General features: G+C 39.5%; 22 protein-coding genes and 1 tRNA gene. 4 read left to right on the forward strand and 19 right to left on the reverse strand.

From position 1 onward, the window contains the following. Positions 1-148: 148 nt before the first annotated feature. Positions 149-553 carry an ATP-binding protein gene (locus tag M0Q51_15540; protein ID MCK9401391.1) on the forward strand — a complete coding sequence of 135 codons (405 nt, stop codon included), beginning with the start codon at positions 149-151 and terminating at the stop codon, positions 551-553. A 126-nt stretch (positions 554-679) separates the two neighbouring features. Then, positions 680-1,147 carry a GNAT family N-acetyltransferase gene (locus tag M0Q51_15545; GenBank protein MCK9401392.1) on the forward strand — a complete coding sequence of 156 codons (468 nt, stop codon included), beginning with the start codon at positions 680-682 and terminating at the stop codon, positions 1,145-1,147. A 59-nt stretch (positions 1,148-1,206) separates the two neighbouring features. Here M0Q51_15545 and M0Q51_15550 read toward each other — a convergent pair whose 3' ends face one another. From M0Q51_15550 to M0Q51_15610, 13 genes are all read right to left on the reverse strand, one after another. Next, positions 1,207-2,694, reverse strand: coding sequence for a type I restriction-modification system subunit M (locus M0Q51_15550; protein ID MCK9401393.1), 1,488 nt, complete (start codon positions 2,692-2,694; stop codon positions 1,207-1,209). A gap of 13 nt (positions 2,695-2,707) precedes the next feature. Then, positions 2,708-3,337: a hypothetical protein gene (locus M0Q51_15555; protein MCK9401394.1), complete on the reverse strand. Its 630-nt coding sequence runs from the start codon at positions 3,335-3,337 to the stop codon at positions 2,708-2,710. Between the two features lie 44 nt (positions 3,338-3,381). Further along, positions 3,382-4,257: an agmatine deiminase family protein gene (locus M0Q51_15560; protein MCK9401395.1), complete on the reverse strand. Its 876-nt coding sequence runs from the start codon at positions 4,255-4,257 to the stop codon at positions 3,382-3,384. A 47-nt stretch (positions 4,258-4,304) separates the two neighbouring features. After that, positions 4,305-5,522 carry a restriction endonuclease subunit S gene (locus M0Q51_15565; protein ID MCK9401396.1) on the reverse strand — a complete coding sequence of 406 codons (1,218 nt, stop codon included), beginning with the start codon at positions 5,520-5,522 and terminating at the stop codon, positions 4,305-4,307. Between the two features lie 4 nt (positions 5,523-5,526). Then, on the reverse strand, positions 5,527-6,249 hold the full coding sequence (locus M0Q51_15570; protein MCK9401397.1) for a phage Gp37/Gp68 family protein: 723 nt from the start codon (positions 6,247-6,249) through the stop codon (positions 5,527-5,529). 2 nt (positions 6,250-6,251) lie between these two features. Further along, the gene (gene tcmP / locus M0Q51_15575; protein ID MCK9401398.1) at positions 6,252-7,106 is read right to left on the reverse strand and encodes a three-Cys-motif partner protein TcmP; all 855 of its coding nucleotides are present in this window, start codon (positions 7,104-7,106) and stop codon (positions 6,252-6,254) included. A gap of 147 nt (positions 7,107-7,253) precedes the next feature. Beyond that, positions 7,254-8,369 (reverse strand): ImmA/IrrE family metallo-endopeptidase, encoded by a 1,116-nt coding sequence (locus tag M0Q51_15580; GenBank protein MCK9401399.1) that lies wholly within the window; start codon positions 8,367-8,369, stop codon positions 7,254-7,256. 14 nt (positions 8,370-8,383) lie between these two features. Next, positions 8,384-8,695, reverse strand: coding sequence for a type II toxin-antitoxin system RelE/ParE family toxin (locus tag M0Q51_15585; protein ID MCK9401400.1), 312 nt, complete (start codon positions 8,693-8,695; stop codon positions 8,384-8,386). A 116-nt stretch (positions 8,696-8,811) separates the two neighbouring features. Continuing rightward, positions 8,812-11,568 (reverse strand): DEAD/DEAH box helicase family protein, encoded by a 2,757-nt coding sequence (locus tag M0Q51_15590; GenBank protein MCK9401401.1) that lies wholly within the window; start codon positions 11,566-11,568, stop codon positions 8,812-8,814. A 235-nt stretch (positions 11,569-11,803) separates the two neighbouring features. Beyond that, positions 11,804-14,290 (reverse strand): nucleoside triphosphate pyrophosphohydrolase, encoded by a 2,487-nt coding sequence (locus M0Q51_15595; protein ID MCK9401402.1) that lies wholly within the window; start codon positions 14,288-14,290, stop codon positions 11,804-11,806. A gap of 28 nt (positions 14,291-14,318) precedes the next feature. Next, positions 14,319-14,870 carry a hypothetical protein gene (locus tag M0Q51_15600; protein ID MCK9401403.1) on the reverse strand — a complete coding sequence of 184 codons (552 nt, stop codon included), beginning with the start codon at positions 14,868-14,870 and terminating at the stop codon, positions 14,319-14,321. Continuing rightward, the gene (locus tag M0Q51_15605; GenBank protein ID MCK9401404.1) at positions 14,860-15,477 is read right to left on the reverse strand and encodes an HIT domain-containing protein; all 618 of its coding nucleotides are present in this window, start codon (positions 15,475-15,477) and stop codon (positions 14,860-14,862) included. The genes M0Q51_15600 and M0Q51_15605 overlap by 11 nt, the downstream gene beginning before the upstream one ends. Before the next feature lie 469 nt (positions 15,478-15,946). Next, positions 15,947-16,019, reverse strand: a tRNA-Lys gene (locus M0Q51_15610). A gap of 44 nt (positions 16,020-16,063) precedes the next feature. Here M0Q51_15610 and meaB point away from each other — a divergent pair. Further along, positions 16,064-17,155 carry a methylmalonyl Co-A mutase-associated GTPase MeaB gene (gene meaB, locus M0Q51_15615; GenBank protein ID MCK9401405.1) on the forward strand — a complete coding sequence of 364 codons (1,092 nt, stop codon included), beginning with the start codon at positions 16,064-16,066 and terminating at the stop codon, positions 17,153-17,155. Between the two features lie 61 nt (positions 17,156-17,216). On the opposite strand, the gene M0Q51_15620 is transcribed toward meaB, so the two are convergent. Continuing rightward, entirely contained in the window at positions 17,217-18,272 is a 1,056-nt protein-coding gene (locus tag M0Q51_15620; GenBank protein MCK9401406.1) for a TerC/Alx family metal homeostasis membrane protein, read from the reverse strand. Between the two features lie 137 nt (positions 18,273-18,409). On the opposite strand from M0Q51_15620, the gene M0Q51_15625 reads away from it, so the two are divergent. Next, positions 18,410-19,912, forward strand: a complete 1,503-nt coding sequence (locus M0Q51_15625) for a glutamine synthetase family protein (protein MCK9401407.1) — start codon at positions 18,410-18,412, stop codon at positions 19,910-19,912. A gap of 13 nt (positions 19,913-19,925) precedes the next feature. Here the strand turns inward: M0Q51_15625 and M0Q51_15630 are convergent, their stop codons facing one another. The 5 genes from M0Q51_15630 to M0Q51_15650 all read right to left on the reverse strand — a co-directional run. Then, entirely contained in the window at positions 19,926-20,438 is a 513-nt protein-coding gene (locus tag M0Q51_15630; protein MCK9401408.1) for a flavodoxin, read from the reverse strand. Positions 20,439-20,503: 65 nt separating this feature from the next. After that, positions 20,504-20,824 carry a hypothetical protein gene (locus M0Q51_15635; GenBank protein MCK9401409.1) on the reverse strand — a complete coding sequence of 107 codons (321 nt, stop codon included), beginning with the start codon at positions 20,822-20,824 and terminating at the stop codon, positions 20,504-20,506. Between the two features lies 1 nt (position 20,825). Next, a complete protein-coding gene (locus M0Q51_15640) occupies positions 20,826-21,713 on the reverse strand; it encodes a DUF5777 family beta-barrel protein (GenBank protein MCK9401410.1) in 888 nt (295 codons plus the stop codon). Positions 21,714-21,747: 34 nt separating this feature from the next. Continuing rightward, complete coding sequence (locus tag M0Q51_15645) at positions 21,748-22,188, reverse strand: OB-fold putative lipoprotein (GenBank protein ID MCK9401411.1); 441 nt, start codon at positions 22,186-22,188, stop codon at positions 21,748-21,750. Positions 22,189-22,206: 18 nt separating this feature from the next. Next, the coding region (locus M0Q51_15650; GenBank protein MCK9401412.1) for a hypothetical protein at positions 22,207-22,395 on the reverse strand (189 nt) is incomplete at its 5' end.

The raw sequence follows: 22,395 nt of genomic DNA on the forward strand, positions 1-22,395 counted from the left end.
CAATTGTGCCGTATATAAGATAAAAAAATAATGTAAAGTAAAATTGGAGAATCAGGAAAATTTATAAAGGTTCACGGTGGGTCTTACGGTCCAACTTTACATTATCATTTGGTTTACATAACCCACTTAATGTAAAATTTTACATTAAGTGGGGAAAAGTTACCTGATCTCTGCCCTAGGACATCAGGCTTGTCTGAAAGGATATAAGGTTCTGTACTTCAACTGCCAGAAACTCTTTGCTTCCTTGAAAGTGGCAAAGGCTGACGGTTCATACCCCAAAGAAATCACCCGCATTGAGAAATCAGATTTACTCATCCTGGATGACTTTGGCTTACAATCCCTTGATGCCCAAACACGGATGATTTTACTGGAAATCATTGAAGACCGGTATGATAAAAAGTCAGCCATCATTGGCTCTCAGCTCCCGGTCGACAAATGGTACGACATCATTGGGGAGGGTACTATCGCCGATGCGATCCTGGATCGTTTATATCATGGATCCCATCGCATCGATTTAAAAGGTGAATCGATGCGGAAGAAAAACAATAAATAATAATTTTACAGAAACAAAAAGCCATTGACCGTTCTTTAAAATCCTGTCCTCAAAAATCCCCCTCAGAGGAGGGGGAGTCAGTATGGCCGGAATGAGGGGTCAGTATCACCGGAATAAACATTTGCAATGTATAATGATGCCTTTCGCGATCTGTACGGGTTCACCGCGCTGTCACAGAAACAGATGGATTATTATACTAAAATGTATTTTGGTTTTATCCGCCCCGAATTTGTTTCCCTGGTTCTCGATGCCCGGGATAATGTTGTGGGATTTGGGATAACTATGCCGAGTCTTGCCTTAGCGCTGCAAAAGGCCAAAGGGTCATTACTGCCTTTCGGATTTATTCACCTCCTGCGGGCCATCCGAAAAAATGATATCGTTCATATGTATCTGGTAGGGGTAAGGCCGGATTACCAGGGAAAAGGGATCTTAGCACTGGTTTACCATGAACTTACCAAAGCTTATATAGATGCTGGTATAAAACTTACACGGACCCATCCGCAACTGGAGGAAAACTTAAGAGCCATTGCCATCTGGAAGAATTATGAAAGCAGGTTGTATATCCGGCGGCGGTGCTGGATCAGGGATATTTAATTTGTCTACGCGCCATGAATGGAATGGTAAGGCTCAAGTGGTCAATTTGTTTTATTGCCTTATTTGTTTTTAATGGTTTGCAATCCATTTACAATCCTCCTGAAACTCTCCAATCCTGCCTCCAGGTTTTCCACGATCTCCAGGGCCAGCACATCCGGATCGGGTAGGTTATCCAAGTCAGCCAAGCTCTTGTCTTTAAGCCAAAATATATCCAGGCTGGTCTTATCACGAGCAATGATCTCGTCATAGGTGAACTTCCGCCACCGTTCTTCCGGGGTTACTTCCGACCAGGTTTCTTTTCGCTGATGCCTGTTTTCAGGATTGTAGCAGTTAATGAAAGCTTTCAGGTCCTCAAACCGCATCGGATTCTTCTTCAATGTATGGTGGATGTTGGTCCGGTAGTCATAGTACCATACTTCTTTTGTCCAGGGATTCTTTGAGGCGGGATTGGCATCAAAGAACAGGACATTTGCTTTAACACCCTGGGCGTAGAATACACCGGTTGGCAATCGAAGAATAGTATGGAGTTCCATGGTTTGCAGTAACTTCTTCCGGACTGTTTCGCCTGCTCCGCCTTCAAACAATACATTATCTGGCACAACAACGGCTGCTTTACCGGTGGTTTTGAGCATGGTATGGATATGCTGGATGAAGTTGAGTTGCTTGTTTGATGAAGTTGCCCAAAAATCTTGCCGGTTGTAAGTCCTGTCCTCTGTTTCTTCTTCTCCTTCATCATTGGTGAAGGTCATGCTGCTTTTCTTGCCAAAGGGAGGATTTGTTAGGATGTAATCAAACCGATTGCCGGTATCGGCTATGAGAGAATCTGTTGGCGAAATTGTTGAATCACCGAACATCTCTCCAATATTGTGGAGAAACATGTTCATCAAACAAAGCCTGCGGGTGTTGGCGACAATCTCGTTTCCGGAAAAGGTTTTATGTTTTAAGAACTCCTTTTGTTCCTTATCCAACTGATAGGTCTTAACCAGGAAATCATAAGCAGCTAAAAAGAAGCCTCCAGTGCCACAAGCCGGATCGGCAATGGTCTTGTTCGGCTCTGGGCGGATGCACTCCACCATGGCCCTGATAAGCGATCTGGGTGTGAAATATTGTCCTGCACCACTCTTGGTGTCCTCTGCATTCTTTTCAAGCAATCCTTCGTAAATATCCCCCTTCACATCAGCTCCAATCATCACCCATGTTTCTTCATCAATCATCTGGATGACCTTGTAGAGCTTGGCAGGATCTTGAATCTTGTTCTGTGACTTTGAAAAGATTGCTCCAAGCATCTTTGGCTGAGTGCTGAGCACTCTCAATAGCGTTGAATAGTGAAGTTCCAATTCTGCTCCTCTTTTATTTCTAAGGCTTTCCCAATTATACACTGTGGGGATAGTTATAGTTCTGTTATACGGAGGCTTTCCATACTCGTCAGCCATCTTTAAAAAGAGGAGGTAGGTAAGTTGTTCCAGGTAATCCCCGTAACCTACCCCGTCATCACGGAGGACATTGCAGTAGGACCAGACTTTGGATACTATGGTAGAAGTGTTCATTTAGTTATTGCTTTTATTCTTTAATTAATTGGGCAATATAATCCCTGTACCCGTTTCTCTTATTATTACCTAAATAATAACTTGTGCTTCTGTAGAAGGGTATTAGAGGACGATTCAACATACAATTGTCAGGAGGTAATGGAACGAAATTTTTGTAATCATTCCCATAATAAATCTTGGGTTCTTTGTAATGATTTGGTGGTGTTACTAATGCTTTAACAATGTAATAAGTAGTTGCTAAAATTGGTATGTGTGAAGGAATTTTTTGAATTGAATCGAGTTCTTCACGAAGATCACCAACCCAAACTTCCGCTGCCTTAAGCCAGTTTTCCTTTTCAATCGAAGTTACGCCATTGAAATAATTCTTGCACAGGTTCTGAACATAGACATGATGCCATGATAATCCAATGCTTTTTAGATTATTCTCGATTATCCATGAATAACCTCTGTTCCTTAACGATTCATCAGGATATAAATCAAAGACATATTCAATTCTTTTTTCTGATGGATTCGTAGGATCGGCCCCTAAAACAATTGCCTTAATTGTTAATTCTGGGATATGTGGTAAAGGAAATTCCCCTTCATTGGAGAACTTCTTTTCATCAGGAAGGGTGATGTTCCTTTCCAGAAGTCTTTGATACATACTATGCGAATAATTAGTACTCATATATTAGGCTTTCCATTAGTTTAATTTGTCCATGTCACACAATTAATAACACCACCGTGTTTAGCAATATCATTTGCTGTAATTTCTATAACCCTTCTTTTATAAAGGTTTTCAAGTTTAATCCGTGCTTTTTTGTTTGATGCCTCATATTGGGTATATGAAGGCATTATAATGACATCATCAAGTAGAAGAAAGTTAAGATATATACCAGTCGCATCCTTATCATCTTTATTCCTATGAACTTCGCAAGGGAGTTCTTCTTCGATTTCTAATTCAGCATCTTTTAATGTATTATAAAAATGAGCCTTCCATAGCCTGAACAATTCCTGCTCATAAATTGAAAATCCTTTCATCCTATTTTCAAGTCCAATGAGATCATTGACAACCACCTTCTTTTCATCAATGAATCGTACCATTCCATCCACATGACCTGTAAAGTCCCAGGGATCGGAAGGAACGACAATCAATGATTTCAACTTTAATTTCTCTTTAATAATACCTAATACGGTAGGTGAATCTCCATGCCAGGAAGAACAATTATCTTTTATTACCCGATCTGAAATGATACCTTGTGTTCCAAAAATTTCTATTGCACCACCGTCCAAAATAACATCACACTCCTCGAAGTCTAACCCAATGCTACGGCAGATTGCTTGTTGATCTTCCGGAATCGATTTTTCGTAGGACTTCCACCCTACAAGGTAGGAAGGCATGTATTTGAACAGCACCAATTTTCCATCAGATGCCTTTACGGGCATGTAATCCCTGCACCATTCATTTGAATTGGAAGGTATTTTTTCCAATCGTTTACCAAATGCTTCTTCAATAGCATTGGCAACCTTTTTCCCTCTGTCAATTTTAATGAGGTATTCCGATATATAAACCAAATGTTCCATGATTCAAGCGGATTGTAATTTCAGGTTTTAATTATTCATTTATCATATTAAACCAGCCTCCCCTCAAAAGCACTCTTCAATATCGACTGCCGCAACGCCTCGGCCTGAAGTAAACTCTCATCAATGGTCTGCTCCATTTTGTCGGCAAGGGAAAAGCGGGATTCAATTTCTTGGACGATTCTTTGTTGTTCTGATAAACTGCAAAAAGGAATTAATGATTCTGTAACTGCCTTCATACCAACATTTCCCTGTCCAACATTGCCTGTTTCATTTTCAAAAAACTGATCCTTAAATACATTAGTCCAGGAAAAATAAAGAAAGAATGATGGTAAATAACCATCATTAAATCTCATAGCCGCTATCCTCTGATTAAGTAAAAGATTTGATTTTTTTATTAATGCCGTAAAACCATAATCTCTTTTTTTTCTTGTACCCGTTTGGGTGATAATTACATCATTAAGCATGAGCATAGACCTTTTTAAAATACTTTCATCAGGATCATCAACAAATACAGAGCTTTCAAAGTATCTTATAATCCCTGGCCTGACATTACCCATTCTAATCACCTGATATGCACCTTTATCTTTAAAATCGCCACTCTTAAATGCAAACCCACTAAAAGTAGTTGCAACTTCTTTAATTTTCACCCACTTCCATCCCTCCGGCAATTCCCCTTCTTTCACATCCGTATTTGTCAGCCTCCCCTCAAATGCCCACTTCAACACGCTCTGCCGATAGACCTTAAGTTGCTCTTTGGCTTTCTCTAAGTTGGCGATGCCATTATCCAGCTCGCTGAAGAGCTCTTCGATTTTTATTACAATACGGTGCTGTTCTGATTGTGAAGGAAAAGGAATTAAGAGGTTCTTCATTACATCTACTGAAATTGCGTTAAAGGTGCTCCCCGTTCCTTCCTGGGCTACTAAATTTTTAATTAAACGTAGATAGAAGAATAAGTATTTAGGTACTGGATATCGTATGGCAGCAAGTCCCCTTCCGATACAACATTGAGAATTAGAAATATTTACGTCCCCAACCGGGGCCCTAACCGAAATAAGAATATCGTCTGGTTGGGCAATTCGTATTGGTTTTGAACACCATTTAACTGGAATTGGGTGAATTTCTGAAAATTCCGCTTTTCCTTGGAAAAATGGTAATCCAATACCTTCTGTATTATAAGTTTCAGAAGAAGGGGATTGTCCTGCAATTATTAGAGCGACTTCGTCAAGTCTTTTCTTTGGCCATTTAATATTCGGGAATTCTGACATCACTTCAAATCACATTAAACTCAGGCATTTCATCAAAGATTTTGCCTTGTAATTTCCGGCCAGCCTTTTTTTTATTGAACCCACCCCATTGTTTGAAGAAGAATTTAATATTGGCTTTTTTGCACTGCTCCATTATGTCAATAACCCAATCTGCTTCCATCGGCCTGGCTTTAGGGCCGCTCTCACCACCAACTATTACCCAGTCAATTTGATCAAGATTTAGATCAGGAAGAGGACCAAGCAATGGTTCGCAGGAAAGGAATTTCACTCTCGCCTTGGTTTCCCGAAGTAAATCAATTCTGAACGTTGTACCTTGGTTTTCTACCGAAACACCCATCCAGATGTTATGGCTCCATTTTAACTTGCCTTGTTGGTCATAATCTAAAAGTCTTTCTGCACGCTTAGTAAGAATCTGGAAAAGATGCTGAGGATTATCATTCATAACATCAAACACCCTCTGAACGTATTGGATAGGTACATTCTGGTGAAACAGGTCACTCATTGAATTTACAAAAACAACTTTGGACTTTTTCCAGGTATAGGGTTCAGAAAGAGTATCAGGGTGCAAAGTGAGCTTAAAACCATTTTTGTATTTCTCCTGACCCATGGCCTTCAGCCTCCTTGACATCACTTCCGCATAACAATTCCTGCATCCAGGTGAAACTTTAGTGCAGCCAGTCACCGGGTTCCAGGTCATTTCAGTCCATTCAATTTTAGATTGCGACATAATTAAATTTCTAATCTAAGCTGAGCTGTTGTCCGTTTTTCAACTTCTTTAAAAAATTGCAAACCTCTTGGGTGTTTTGAGTAAAATGATAAGTAATATAAAGGCAGATTTCTTTCATTAGATCGAATTTGATGCATATTACGTTCATTTAAATAACCCATATTCACCATTTGCTTCTGATACTGCTCTGCAAGAAATTTTACGAAATTATTTGAATAACCTTTATAATCAAGTTTAAAATCTTCTCGCCATTTATCCATTCCTAAATAACATGCAATTTTATCATTCTTTTCTTTTAGGTATTTGATAAGATTTCTGTTAGCATCCATATGTAATGCCTGAAGGATCAAAAAGTCCATTAATCTCTTATTTCCAATTGTCCTTATAGTATTAAAATCAAAATCAAGTGAGTAAGGATCTACAAAACAAAATGGTAATTGCGTATTGTTTATTCCAAAAGGGGGAATTGCACTAAGAACATCATTAATTGCCAAATTGCTATCCTTGTTTATAAGTGTAATATTAATACCAGAGAAATCTCTTGCAATCCTGCTCTTTAAAGCAGAGAAACAGTATGGATCTTTCTCGCAAAAAATATACTTAGTAAATGGAATCGGCAAAGACAATGCAATAAGTGAAGAAGATTTGTAGACTTTCCCGGTTTCTTTTATTTTAGCGAAGCCCGCCCCTGCGTAAAGGTCAATATAGACAAGTTGGTTCCAAAGGTTTTTCATCCCAGTAGTAAATATATCACAGAATCCCCCTACTAGTCTGTATTTTTCCAGTGACCATTTTCTGACTTCAGGGATGAAAAACTCATCTTTTTCTACTTGCATTAAAGGATTAAATTTTTCCATTATGCTTCTAATTCTATGTTTAATATTTATTAATCTACTGGAAGAACTGTAAACATATCAAATAACCTTCAAATAATTATAATTCATGTTATCAGCCTTTTGTAATGAATATTTCTTTTAATTCAGAGTAATAATCTATAAAGTAGTTTAGGCTTTCTGGTACTTTTCCGGAATTATCTTTAAGACATCTTCATTGTACAAGTAAATATTCCTGTAAGATAATTTCTCGTCAAACGCAAGTTTGCCTATAATGATAGAAGGGTGCACATTGTATTTTTTAGCACATTCTTCTACCCGGCTTGTAGTCAGGTAATTCAGATAGGGGTAAAGAAATTCAGAAATTTCCCGGTGCATTAATTTTGCAGCAGCAAGGTCGTTAGCCTCATCTTCAAGCTCGTTCCGTTCCCCATTCTTAAGATTATCAAGGATAAACGGAGTTTGTTCCCCGAGGTGCATAAGGACATGCGCGATTTCATGAGCAACCGTGAACCAGAAGTTATCTATTCGTTTGTACCGGCCTGTATAAATTATTGCAGGATTTTCGCCTGAAATAAAAGCAGCTCCGTCGAGATAAGTCTTTTGGAGATGTGGCAGAACAAAGAAAACCACTCCACATTGATAAAGTTCATTCAAAAAAAGTTCAATACCATTATTTTTAATCGTATAAAGATGGATTTCATTATAGAGCTTTTCTAAATTTTCTTTGATATACGCTGAACGAGGAAGGGTTTCGGAAACCTTACGGGCCATCTGATACCATGTTATCGCATAAGATGCATTGAATTGGTTATAAGCAGAGGACTTCTTAGTAAGGCACGGGAGAAGATTGTCATCAACTTGTTTAAAATCAAGCTTATCCCAGTTCCAGAAATCTAATATTTGAGACTTAAGATCATCTGTTTTATTACATTGGTTTAACCATCCCTTCTTTATCATATCCCTGACCGGCATGCGTTCATAAATCACGGATTTCAAATCTGCTTCCTTTTCTTTATCACTTTTTTCATGTTCCAGCCATAGGCGATATCCTGTATCAATATTAAGCCAATATTGAGCCGATGAATTAAATACTTCGCTAAGAATACGGGCTGTTTCCAGGGTTAAAGGCTGATTCTCCTGAAGGATTTTATTGAGATGTTTAAGCGTGATCCCCATCACTTCGGCAAGATCCTCCTGCGTCCATTCTCTTAACTCCATTTGTTCCCGGATAAAATAACCCGGGCCAAACTTTTTGGCTGCTCTGATTTGTGCTGTTGTTTCCATGTGCTGACTTTATTTCAATCACCATAATGGTTGGTGATGTCTTTTATGTAAAAGATACCGATTGATTGTTTTTCATCTTGCCAGGTGACTTCCATTTCAAGCCTGTACTTTCCTGTAAGCCTCATTGACCAAAGGTTTTCATAACCTTTTAATCGTTCAAAATGTAATCCTGTGTCTACAGATAAATCATAGAAATTGATTGCGGCTTCGATTTTCTGGATTGTGGCAAAAAATTTATCTGAAACATGTTGAGGTAACTTCAATTTTTTGGACTGCCCTGTATTATACAGTTTTAATAGTTCTTTATCAATGATAATAACATCCAAAATATTCAAAAGTTTTACAAAAATACACCTATTATGCCAAAAAGCAAGTATTATTTTGTATAAAATGGTAAAAATGCATTAACTTTTTGCTACTTCACTTTGGAATCTACTAATAACTATGCAACTAAAGCCTCATTGATCTCCTCAATGATCTTTTCCATTTCCTGGCCGAACAACTGATACATACCACCAATTCCACCTTTGGCATCGAATGGAGCAAAGTCAAGATCTTCCTTATCTACATGTATGCTGTTGGCGATATGTTCTTTTATCATCCTCAACCACTCCATCTGTTCTTCATTGAATTTTATAGGTCCGGCCTGCTTGCCAAACACCCAGGTCTGAAAGTTCCTGTTAACTGTCTGGTCATAGGGTGTCAATACCTGGTCGATACCTGAAACTTTCCGGATAAGCGATACCAGGGCAATCAGCTCATTCTTCGGGGATTTGCCATTCACCTGTTCAATTCTTTCATAAGCCTCCCATACCCGCACAGGAGCAAGGGCTGGACGCTGCAGTCTGAGGATGTCAAGTACCTCCCTGATCATTTTATAGGTCAGTTCTTTCCTGCGGTAAGGTTGATCGTAGAAAATGCTCAATGCCACCACCTCATCCTTGTTTTCTTCCAGGAAAGACTTGAAATCCTTTATTATCTGTGTGGAGGTTTCCGCTGAATGCTCATCCCATCCGGCATACTTAACCTTATCTATGTTTACTGTATCAATAACCTGGTCAATGATCTGCTGCACTTTCACCACAAACTCATTCAATTTACCATTGAAATGGCTCTTTGCAGTTTTGATCAGAGTTTCCTGCACAAGTTCCAACTGATCAGACGAAGGAGCTTTACCTGCTTCAACTTGATATTGTTCCCGCGCAGTAGTTTCAATCTTATCGGGATTATGAGCATTTAAAAGGTCATGAATGACGATATTGATAGGTTTACCCCCTGAAAGTTCACTAAACAGGTTCTTATCTTCTGCCGTCATTTGGTTGGATAAACGTGCAAGCCTGCCGGCAACTGAGATGAATGTGTCCTCATCCCTTGCTCCCAGCATCACCGCATTCAGAAGCTCTTTCAATGGAACACTCTTTTTACGTTCCAATGGCCGGCTTTCCGTTTTAATGGATTTGGTCACACCAACTGTATCAATCACAACGAAATGTGTCTTTGCTGTGGAGGCGGAGGGGGTTACCTTTTTCAGGTCATCCATATCGAAGGTCCGGGTTCCCCTGCCTTTCATCTGTTCAAAATAGTTCCGTGACCTTACATCACGCATGAAGATAAGGCACTCCAGGGGTTTTACATCGGTTCCGGTGGCAATCATATCAACTGTGACAGCAATTCGGGGATAATAGGCATTCCGGAAATTCGCCAGGATTGACTTGGGATCTTCCTCCGTCTTGTAAGTTACTTTCTTACAGAAATCATTTCCTTCGGCAAATTCTTCCCTTACAACATGGATGATGTCATTAGCATGGCTGTCATCCTTGGCGAAGATCAGTGTTTTAGGAACTTCGGAACGACCAGGAAATATTTCCGGCAGTTTCTCCTTAAATGCCCGGATGATGTTGCGCATCACGCTGAAATTCACCACATCCTTATCCAGTTGCTTTGCTGTGTACTCCAAATCCTCGTCCAGTTGTTCCCATCGCTTCTGCCGGGTAAGACGGTTTCGTTTGTCCACATATTCCTTTGCCTGGATCTTAGCTCCTTCTATTGTGATCTCCGTTTCAATCAGGTAAACCTCATACCCAACATTCACCCCATCAGCAACGGCTTCTTCATGGGAATATTCGCTAACGACATTTTCATTAAAAAAGCCGAAAGTGCGCTTATCCGGAGTAGCTGTCAAACCAATCAGGAAGGCATCGAAGTAGTCCAGCACCTGTTTCCATAAATTGTAAATGGACCTATGACATTCATCAATGACAATAAAGTCAAAGAACTCTACGGGTACTTTGGGATTATAGACCACCGGCACAGGCTCTTTTGGTTGATATGCGTCATAAGGATTGATGTCTTCTGCAGTATCTTCCAGTTCTTCCCCTTTTAAGATGGAATATAATCTTTGGATCGTACTGATACACACCTGGTTTGTCGGGGAGATATATTTGGAGTTAAGCCGTTGGACATTATACAACTCCGTGAACTTCCGGTTATCGTCATTAGGTATGAACCTTTGAAACTCCTGTTCCGCCTGTTCACCGAGGTTTCTTGTATCTACCAGGAACAATATCCTTGTCGCATCGCAATACTTTAATAAACGGTAAATAGACGTTATAGCAGTATATGTCTTCCCGCTACCAGTCGCCATCTGGATCAATGCACGGGGACGATTATCCCTGAACGATTTCTCCAGGTTATTGATCCCCTTGAACTGGCATTCCCGTAGTCCTTCTGGAGTTAAAACGGGGAGATCATGAAGTCTTTCACGAAGGGATTTCGCCTGTGCATGCCATTCTTTCAGCGTTTCAGGGCGATGAAAAGTAAATACCTCCCTGGACCTGGGTTTTGGATCCTTCAAGTCAGTGAACCGGGTGATCGTACCAGTGGATTCATAAGCGAATGAAAGCGGTTCGTTGTTGAAGTATTTCAGCTTACTCCGGGCATATTCTTCCGCCTGGTCCTCATGATATATCAAACGTTGGCCTTCACTTTCTTTCTTAGCTTCGATCACCCCCATCGGATACCTATCCACAAAAAGAATATAATCCGTCGGCCCTACTTCTGTCTGATACCCCCTCACCGCAATTCCTAAACCATCAGCAAAGTTAATCTCATCCTTATTCTGGATGGTCCAACCGGTTTGGACGAGGAGAGCATCTATCTGATCCCTGGCTTTTTGTTCCGGGAATTGATTATCAGGCATAAGGGAGAATAAGGGAGTAAATATAAGGAATTATGGGGAAATAAAGAATGTGGCCTTGTTTGTCCGAAATAATTATGTGGTCATTCAACACGATTTAAAGTTAGGCGGATTCTGACAAATCCTTCATTAATAGATGCTGTTTTTAAATAAAATCATTCTCCATTTTAATTCAATCTTAAACCATTATAAGTATCAACAAATTGACAATTCTCATTAATTGTGGGACCAAATACAACTACTCTTTGAATAGTTTCATTTGGTCAATATTTGCTTCAAAGTCAATCTTTTCAAGCGAAATACTTATTTCTTTCTCTTTATATTCAATTAAAATACTGTTGTAGTCGCCGGGCTTTAATATATATCTAAAGCTGTTTGAAAGTGAGTTATAATTATTTATATAAAATAATAGAAATTTATCTATCTCAGTCAGTGATTTTAAGTTTTTGATTCTACCTTTTTGGAAGAATTTAACAGTTGGCTTTATTTTGACTTTAAAATCCTGATAATCATCCTCAGCAGGAAATAAATTTTGTTCATGCTTAGTTAATTGAAAAAGTGAATTTTCTTTTGTCGCAATTAAAAACACACCATGTTCAAAGCCACCTCTTCTTTGTCGTTTATTTTCAGCAATTTTTTCGATTTCCTCAAGTGATATTCCAAATGTTTTGCATGCACCTATAATGACTTCAAACAGATCAGCTAATTCTTCGATTGTATTATCATTATTTTTACTCCAATAGAATTCGAAAGCTTCTTCAATCGCCTTTTCCTTTAATAGTTTAAGTAATTCACTTGGCAGAACTTTTATACTAATTGCAGTTTCAAATTGGCTTTCAATTTTTACTGGGATTTTATCTCTTACCAATTTATAAAACTCTTTTGGATTATACGATAATTCCAGTGGATTCTGACATCTTACTATTACACCTTTTGATTTTAATACATAATACGGATGAGAAAGAATGCTACCTTCAATATCTACAACACAACCATTTAATTTCGCAAAAACTCCAATCTCTTCAATAAACTCCTTTTCTCTCAAAAGGTCAACATTTAAGCATAATTTTATTCTGTTCTTTTTGTGTTGAGTAATATCTAAATTTTTATATTCTTCAAAATCCGCTTTGGACTTAATTGTTACTTTCTTCTCGGAAAAGATGACTTCAGTGTAATCAGTTGTTGAATCATAAATTTCATCGATAGAATAAAACCAAGGGAGTATTTCCGGGTATCCTATCTTGTTATTAATAAAAAACATTACTGTTGCCGGTTTCTCCAGGTCATCCACCAAAGATTGTGTGAATATAGCAATTTCAAAAATTTGATGTTCCGATATTGATTGCTTCCAATCATAATTTATTCCAGCATCTTTTGCATACCAGTTGCCATTTTGATGAACATCAACATACTTATATTTACATCGCAATTTCTTTGTGATTTTTTTCTTTTGAGTTTCAACTTCAAAAGAATCATGTGGATAAAAATAAAGTCCTTCAACAATGCCCCATGTTGAATCAATACGTACTCGGCCCAAATTTGGTTTTGCATAAGCTAAAACACCGGACACTGATACAATAAACTCATGTATCAAAAAACAAAATTGGTCACAGTTTAATCCACTATTTTTAAACCTTTGTGATTCCTTAATTAAAAATTCAATAGCATCTTCTATTACAAAAATTGCATCGGTTCTTGGAAGGAGTAATCCCTGTTTATCAATTACATCAGTTCTAATTACAATTGGGGTAAGGAGTAGTTTTCTCATATCCGATCTTAATGTAAGATCGACTTCGCCTAAAGCAAGTTTCTCTATTATATCTTCGTTTTCAAGTATATATACTTGCCAAAAGGGAAATTTAAGTTCACGAAATTTTTTTACACAAGAGATCTTTGGCCAATTTTTCCTCACGGTACCTATCGTTTCAAGAACTTCAAATTCTATTGGTTCTTCGTGAGAAATAAAACTTTTATCCCATTTTGTTTTATTCCATTCAATCCCAGGTTTAGAACCTTTTATATAATTACATTCTTCATCAATTTGTAAAATCCAAAACATCGTTCCATCCCAAAGCCATTCAATATGAACTCTATTATCAATTTTACTAAACCAGGAGGCAACGAACTGTAAACTTTTATTTAATGTATCAGTATTTAAACAAGTGTAAATAGAATAGTCAAACTTCAAAAGCTCACCTAATGTAGCTTTAATTTTCTCAACATTAATCTTCTTTTCTGAAATTATCTCCTTTTCAATTAACCAAGAATCTTTTTTGGGTGTTTCTCTTCGCTCATTTGATAAATGACCTTGTATGATAGGCTTACAATATTTCTGTATAATGAGCGCCATCTTATTAGTAGAATTGCTCTTTTTTGAGAAATCCTTGAAAATCTTATTAATTGCATCATTAATATTTTCAGTTTTTGGCTTACAAATTACACTTAAATATTGACCTCGTTCCTCAAAGCTTTCGTTTACAGCACTTGATCTTATTATTGTTAAATCAATATCTTTTCTAAAAAAATACTCTTCAATAATGGAATAAACTGTAATTTCTTTTGCTTTCGAATTAACTGAATCTAACCATAAGAAATAGAAATCACTTGTTAGAACAATAAACTCAGGAGTAGATAAATTATATTTAAACAAGTTATATGCTTTAGCACCTGAATTTTCAATAGTTGATTTACTAAAATCATGACTAAATAATATATACTCATTCAAATTTGACATCAGAAATCTTTAGTTATTCTTATTTGGAATCAGGTTTTTGAGCTGCCCCAAAAAGAATTTTTGCAACTTCTGATAATTTACCAATTGCAAAATCGGAAAAATAACCAGATAAAAATCCTATACCAAAAATTGTACTGAGTTTATTTAATGAAGCAGGATCAAAAACATTAATAAGATTTGAGGAAATCAAAACAACAATTGCAAATGAGAACCCACCTGAAAGATGAGGTGTGAATAATCTCCATAATCGGCGATCTTCATTCCAAATATTCTTAGCTACAGAATGATACAACCATTTAATTGCGAAGAGGACGCCACCAAAAGTACCCCCGAGCCAGGCAAACGCATATTTCCTAAAAACAAGGTCTGTAAAGAATATGCATTCTTTCCAAAAAATTATTAGTAAGATTATGCTTGGAATACTTAAGAATATAATGGCCAAATATATTGCTTCAATTATAATGGTCCTTTGCGCTTTGATAGGGTACCGAGTTTCCCAACTCCCAGCACTTCTACCATCATTTGGATCATCTGGAGCAAAATCTGAAGTAGTCTCTGGGTTAGGATTCATGATGTACCTTTATTTTTTTAAACTCCGCTATTGTTTTTTTTATTATTTGGTACTCAGGGAATTTTTTCCAGTCATATTTACTTGGAAGTCCTTTATAATGGGCAATTATTTGTCTAAAGATTTGACTTGGGAATTCTTCTCTTATTGCAACGAAATGCTTATTATCTTGGGTTCGATAATATAAGTAATCCAATTTATTAACATTAAAATTTGCAATCTCTGCAATGTTTTGAATTTCATGCCATTTTAAATTAGGTGTAAAATAGTACTGAAATCCATCAATCAAATTATATTCACAGGGAACGAGATGTAAATGAGCATAATCTACACCACAACCAGTTTTAGAACATTTAGCTGATGGACCATGTTCAAAGATTACAGTGTTACCATATACTGAATCTTGAATAGATTTAATGGTATTAATTAATTGATCTAATTCAAAATGCTTCTCTTTAGTTAATTGACTGAAATTTAAGATTTCTTCCTTAGGAACGATCAATACCCATCCCTCGATAAACGATCCAAGTGATGGAATCACAGTGAAATGTTCTGTCTCATAAAGCAGGGTGTCATACATTTCTTCGGTAAAAAACTTCTTATTAATCATGGTAGGAAATGTTAAAAACCTATTTTGATATTTTCATAAAGATATCTTATACAAATATAACTATAATTGGTAAAATTCTTTATTTTAGAAAGAGTATTTTAACTTAATGTTTTCCATCACAACTCCGTAACCTTCCGCATAATCTCCCGCTTGCTTGCTTTATCGAACCCTGCGAAGCAGTTCTGGTTGGTTATTTGATTGAAGGTTGTGGTAGTCATCAGGTCGAATTTACCTCAAATGGCTGATTGGGTGCCTTCAATTCTGCACGATAATTCCAAAATTGACATATTATATGGACCATTATGAATAAGGCAACTGGTTTTTCTCTTCGTTGCGTCAAGGATGAATGAAACTTTTATAAAGGGTGATTTTCCAATTAAAACGACTTTTACCGTCCCCCCTACCGTCCCCTTTAAAAAAAATACCCATGTAAATTATTAATCTACACGGGTTTAGCCTTAAAAATCCGTCTCCCCGCCAGGATTCGAACCTGGGACCCATTGATTAAGAGTCAATTGCTCTACCAACTGAGCTACGGAGAGTTTTGAGCCGGCAAAGGTAAAAAAAAATCATTAAATTTGCTGTGATGATTGAAAAAGAACCCAAAGAGGAATCTGCCTTACGCGTTAATAAAGGGATAGATCAGCCCTCTGCACTGAATCCGGAGGCGGCGCGCAAATTCAGGGATTCCCGCCCGAAAGAGCTGGAAGTAAGAGAATACCTGGAAGGAATCCGTGCCGGAAACCGGTCATTGCTCAGTAAGGCCATCACCCTGGTAGAAAGTTCACTACCCCGTCACCAGGAACTGGCCCAGCAGATCATCGGGGCCTGTGTGCCATTTTCGGGGAAATCTGTCCGCGTCGGCATTACCGGGGTCCCGGGAGTCGGCAAGAGCACTTTCATCGAGTCTCTCGGGAAATTTCTTACGGCGCAGGGAAACAGGATTGCCGTATTAGCTATAGATCCCAGCAGCCAGCGTACCAAAGGCAGCATCCTGGGTGACAAAACCCGGATGGAAGACCTGGCTAACGATCCAAATGCTTTTATCCGCCCTTCTTCATCAAAAGGAACTTTGGGAGGTGTTGCGCGAAATACACGCGAATCGATTATCCTTTGCGAGGCAGCGGGATTTAACATCATTTTTGTTGAAACCGTAGGTGTCGGCCAGTCGGAAACGGCCGTTCATTCGATGGTCGATTTTTTCCTCCTCCTGATGCTGGCCGGGGCAGGGGATGAGTTGCAAGGAATTAAGCGGGGAATCATGGAAATGGCCGATGCTATCGTGATCAACAAAGCCGATGGCGACAACATCCGAAAAGCTGAACTGGCCGCGATGGAGTACAAAAATGCACTGCACCTTTTTCCTCCTTCGCCTTCAGGATGGACACCCCTGGTGCTCACCGCATCATCTACAGATGGTAACGGAATTCCGGAGACCTGGAAGATGATCCTGGATTACCAGGCAATTGCAAGGGCTTCGGGATATTTTGAACAGCGGCGCAGGGAGCAATCCCTCCAAGCTTTTACGGATACCGTCGAAGAAGTCATCCGCCAACAATTTTACCAACATGCCCGGGTGACCAAACAACTGCCTCAGTTACGACAAGAAGTTCTATCCGGAAAAATAAGCCCTTATACAGCAGCTCAGATGCTCATTGGGAAGTATTTGAAGAAGTGAGAGAAGTCGGCAGTCGGCGGACTGCCTTATAACTAATTCACCATATCACTGTTTCACCGTATCACCGTATCACTGTTTCACGCTTATTATGAATCAATGACGCAATAATACTAAGTCCGAGGATCACCGATATGACGACCAGGGATTTATTTGTCGATATTTCGTAGAAATCATGGCTGAGCATTTTCAGCCCGATAAATCCAAGCAATGCTGCCAGGCCGACCTTGAGGAAGAAGAATTTACTAAAGAAGTGCGACACCAGGAAGAACAGGGACCTGAGGCCCATGATGGCAAAAATGTTGGAGAAAAAGACGATGTAAGGATCGCGTGTTACGGCGAAAATTGCGGGGACTGAATCGACTGCAAAGATCAGGTCACTGAACTCGATCACCATCAGTACAATAAATAAGGGAGTGACGTAAGTTTTCCCGTTTATCTTCAGCCAGAATTTATGCCCTTCAAAATGGGAATGGACCGGGAAAAATTTCCTTGTCAGCCTGACCATGACGTGATGTTGAACATCGATCTTTTCTACCTTTTTCTTAAGGAAATCTATAAGCATCCTTACCGCCGTGAAGACCAGGAAGATTCCAAAAATAAGCATCACCCAGGCGAATTTGTAAATGATGGCCGATAAGGAGAAAATGAAGATGAAGCGCATAATAATAGCCCCGAGGATTCCCCAGAACAGTACCTTCTTATAATATCTCTCAGGAACTTTAAAGGAAAGGAAGATAAGAAGAATGACGAAAACGTTATCCAGGCTGAGCGAGTATTCAATGATATAACCTGTTATATATTGAAGGGACAGGTTTTTATTAAAAACTTCCTTGGCCTGGTCAAATGTCAGGCCTTCAATATTGATAGGATGTTGAAATTTCTCAATAGTTTCGCGGAGTTCGGAAATATTTTTTATTCCATGGATCATGTCCCCATTAAAGCGGATAAAGAAGTAAAACCCGATGGCAAGGCTGACCCATATAGTTGTCGATATGATTGATTCCTTCAATGAAACCACACGGCTGTGTTTACTGAATACACCCAGGTCGATGAAAAGCAACAGGAGGATCGAAACCAGGAATATTGAAAAGAAGATCACTTCATTACTAATAGCCATATTGAATGTTGGTTATTTGTGCAAATTTAAATATTGTTTTTAAACCGTTTCTATATTAGCCAATATAACCGGTTGATATCTTAAAATTTTATATGTTTGCCGTCCTTTTTACTAAAACCAAACTAACAGTGGCGCTCATGAAAGCTTTCACCGAAATGAACCCCAACCCTTTGGTTCAGTATCTGAATAAGCCTGCTGAAGAATTCACCAGGCAGGACATCATGAAATATGTTGAAGACAACAACATTGAGATGATCAATTTCAGGTATGTGGGCTGGGATGGACGGTTGAAAACCCTGAATTTTATCATCAGCAGCCGCCAGCACCTTGAAACAATCCTGACGATGGGGGAGCGAGTGGATGGCTCCAGTCTTTTTTCATTTATTGAAGCAGGTTCCAGCGATCTTTACGTGATCCCCAAATACCGGACGGCCTTTGTTAATCCGTTTACCGAAATACCCACCCTTGATATCATTTGTTCTTATTTTAATAAAGATGGAGAGCCTTTGGAAAGTTCACCCGAATATATTCTGATAAAAGCCGACAGGGTATTAAAAGAAAAGACGGGATTTGAGCTCCAGGCCATGGGTGAGCTGGAATATTACGTGATCAGCCTGAAGGAAGGTCTATATATGGCAGAGGACCAGCGTGGTTACCACGAATCGATGCCGTTCACCAAGTGGGAACATTTACGCACAGAAGCCATGCAGGCCATTGCTCAGGCCGGGGGCCAGATCAAATACGGACATACTGAGGTGGGCAATTTTGAGGTGGGTGACCTGATGTATGAACAGAATGAGATCGAGTTTTTGCCATGTCCGCTGGAGAGTGCAGCCGAGCAATTGCTCATCGCCAAATGGATTCTCCGCACACTGGCTTACAAATACGGGGTGCGGGTGTCGTTTGCGCCTAAGATCACGCCCGGTAAGGCAGGCAGCGGGCTGCATATACATACCAGGCTTATGAAAAGCGGAAAGAATGTGATGATAGAAAAAGGCAGGCTTAGCGATACTGCAAAGAAAATGATAGCCGGCTTCCTGGATCTTTCCCCTTCGCTGACTTCTTTCGGTAATATCAACCCAACCTCTTATTTCCGACTGGTTCCTCACCAGGAGGCGCCGACGAATATATGCTGGGGCGACCGCAACCGCTCTGTACTCGTGCGGGTTCCTTTGGGGTGGACGGGTAATGTCAATATGGTCCATATGGCCAACCCTCTGGAAGAGGCCCCTGAAAATAATTTTTATGAAAAGCAGACGGTTGAATATCGCGGAGCTGATGGCACGGCCGATATTTACCTGCTGATGGCCGGCCTGGCCGTCGCAGCAAGACACGGGCTGGAAATGAAGGACTCATTGAAATACGCCGAACGCACTTACGTCGATGTCAATATTTTCAAAGAAGAGCATAAAGAACGGCTGACAGGTGTTTCACAACTCCCGACATCGTGCTGGGAATCGGCTGAAGCCCTTGAAAAGCAAAAACCTTTTTATTTAAAGTACGGCACTTTCTCTGAAGGGATGATCGAATGGATTATCCGGTACCTGAAATCCTTCAATGATAAAAACCTCCGACGCGACATCGGCCAGAATGAAGAAAAGATCATGAAGCTGGTGGAGCAGTATTTCCACTGCGGGTAGAGGGTTCCAAATTTCAAATTTCAAATTCCTTCTTCAGCATTTCGACCCACTTTTCGAGCCGTTCAGCAGTTTTTGCCGACTGGTTCTCCTGGTCAAGAATGAGCCCAACAAAAGCATTGTCGCGGAAAGCTTCCGATTCGATAAATATATACCCGTTTTTGTGCCACTTTCCTACAACCAGGGCTTTGTCTTTAATTTTATTGTAAAGCATTCCTACGCCGTCAGCAAAACTATCCGGGTAGGTATCCTGATCGCCAAGTCCGAATAATGCAATCTTTTTCCCTTTCAGATCAGTTTTTTCCAGGATTTCGGAAAAATCTTCCCAATCGTCCTGCATTTCACCAACTCCCCAGGTTGGGGTACCGAAAATGAGGTAAGGGTATTTTTCAAGGTCTTTTTTAGTCGCAACATCTACATTGATCAAATCAGCATTTTCCCCACCAAGCAGTTGCTGCAGTTTTTCAGCCACCATTTCGGTCTGCCCCGTGGAAGAGCCGTAAAAGATCCCTATCTTTTTATCGGACATCGATCATTGAATTGAAAGTCGCGGCAAAATTAAGAATAATTATTTTGATGCAGACTGAATTCAAATTACAACTCCTTTCTCTTATACGTGATCCTCGTTCTGACTTTTTGCATTTCACGTTCAATAACCAGGTCGGCAAGGGAAGAAGAGATCTCTTCGGTGGGTTGTTCAGTCATCACCTGGTGGAACTTCGATTCTGATACATCAAGGCGGTACATAGCCTGGCAAAGTTTCTCGAAGTTGTTCTGCATCATGTGCTCTATTAAAATCGCCAGTTTTTCCCGGATCATGTTCCGGTCAACACTGCTTACCGGGATGATCATGCCTTCTTCCTGGCTGCCCAGATCCTTGTTGATCAGGCTGGCAAGTTGTTCGTTTTCATCCATCTTATTTTTTCCCTTTCACCACCTGGAAAGTCCGATGGATATTGAAACCTATATGAATATCACCATTCAGCCAGTTGCCCGTTGTCCCGGGAATGAATTGTTCTTCTATTAATCCCTGGGAATTAGTCAGGTAAATCTGGAATATATGGCCTCCTGTTTCCAGGTCGATACCAAAAGAAAGGGTATTGTAAAATTCTTCCTGAGTCTGGCCAGGCATCAGGAAATAAGATTCACCGGTAATAGCCAGACGTTTGGTCAGTTTTATCCTGCCCCCCATACCTACTGCCCAGACATCGTTCTGGTCATAGATAGTGGGCACCAGGTTCCGATGGATAAAAGTGGGCATGAGCTGGAACGATAACCTTGAGCCGAATTTGCGGGCGATAAGGATCTGATGTACATATTCCATCCTGGAAGAGAAGTAATTTGTTCGTTCCGGATATTGCCATTTCAGCGAAGTGATGGCCAAGTTGGAGAAGTAAGTCATAGTGAAGGGCATATTCCTGTAGCCCTTACTTTGTCGCAGGATCTTTACCTTAATGAAACCATCATAAGTCTTTCTCACAGAGCTTCTCCCAAAACCGACTGAAAGCCAGTCCGTAAATCCGTAATCGAAACCGAAACGGATATTGGCCTGGTCAAGACCGAAGAATTCGTAAGCGCCGGAATTGAGTCTGCCAAAATGGTGTGATATGATGAAATTCAAAGCGCCTTTTGGCGGAAGTTCGATCGTTTGACCGTTAATCAGACTCGTTGCTTTAAAGGTAGCATAAGTATATTCAGTTTTTTTCGACTCATCTTCATTGAGAAGATCCATCAGATCCTGGGCGACAACCCTGGAACCGAGCAGTATGAAAAGCAGTGCAAAAAGCCTGATCTGTTTTTTCATTTCTAATAGGGGTTAAAAGTGAATTCAGGAGATGTTACCGGCTTCCGACAATAGATCCGTTTTCCATGATAACATCCGTGCCGTTATAACCGGTGCAAAGACCTTTGATCTTGACATTCTTGAAAGGGTTGATGCCTTTAGCAGCCTGGTGAAAGGCCGGGAGCATAGTGACCCTGATGCCTTCATCACCAAAATCGCCCTTTCGAAATGCGAAGACCACGATCACAAGGTTGTCGACTGTTTCCACCCGCATGATGCTTCCCTCGACCTCGATGACTTTCCCGGTATATTTCGGATCAGCGATTTCTTTATTCATGGAATAATCTGTCCATAACCGCTTGGCAGCGATAGAGAGATCGGCTTTCTCTTTTACATAGTCGGGATGAGGTTTGTTGTAAACGTATTTGTAAACAATGAAAGCTGCTGCACCTGCCAGGATTATCAGCACTAATGCTATTAAACCGATTTTTTTCATAACTAAATTGTTAGATTGTCAAATTGTTCTATTGTCAAATTGTTCTATTGTTAAATTATTATTCCCGAACTTAAACCTAGAACCTTGAGCCCCCTCTAAAAAGGGACATTTATTAAAAATGAAAAAATACTGATTATCGATAAAAATATGACTTTGGAAGATTGCAAATTCAAATTTGGTTGAAAATTGATTTGTAAAGAAAAATAA

Source organism: Bacteroidales bacterium, from assembly GCA_023229505.1.
Lineage (GTDB): Bacteria > Bacteroidota > Bacteroidia > Bacteroidales > JAGOPY01 > JAGOPY01.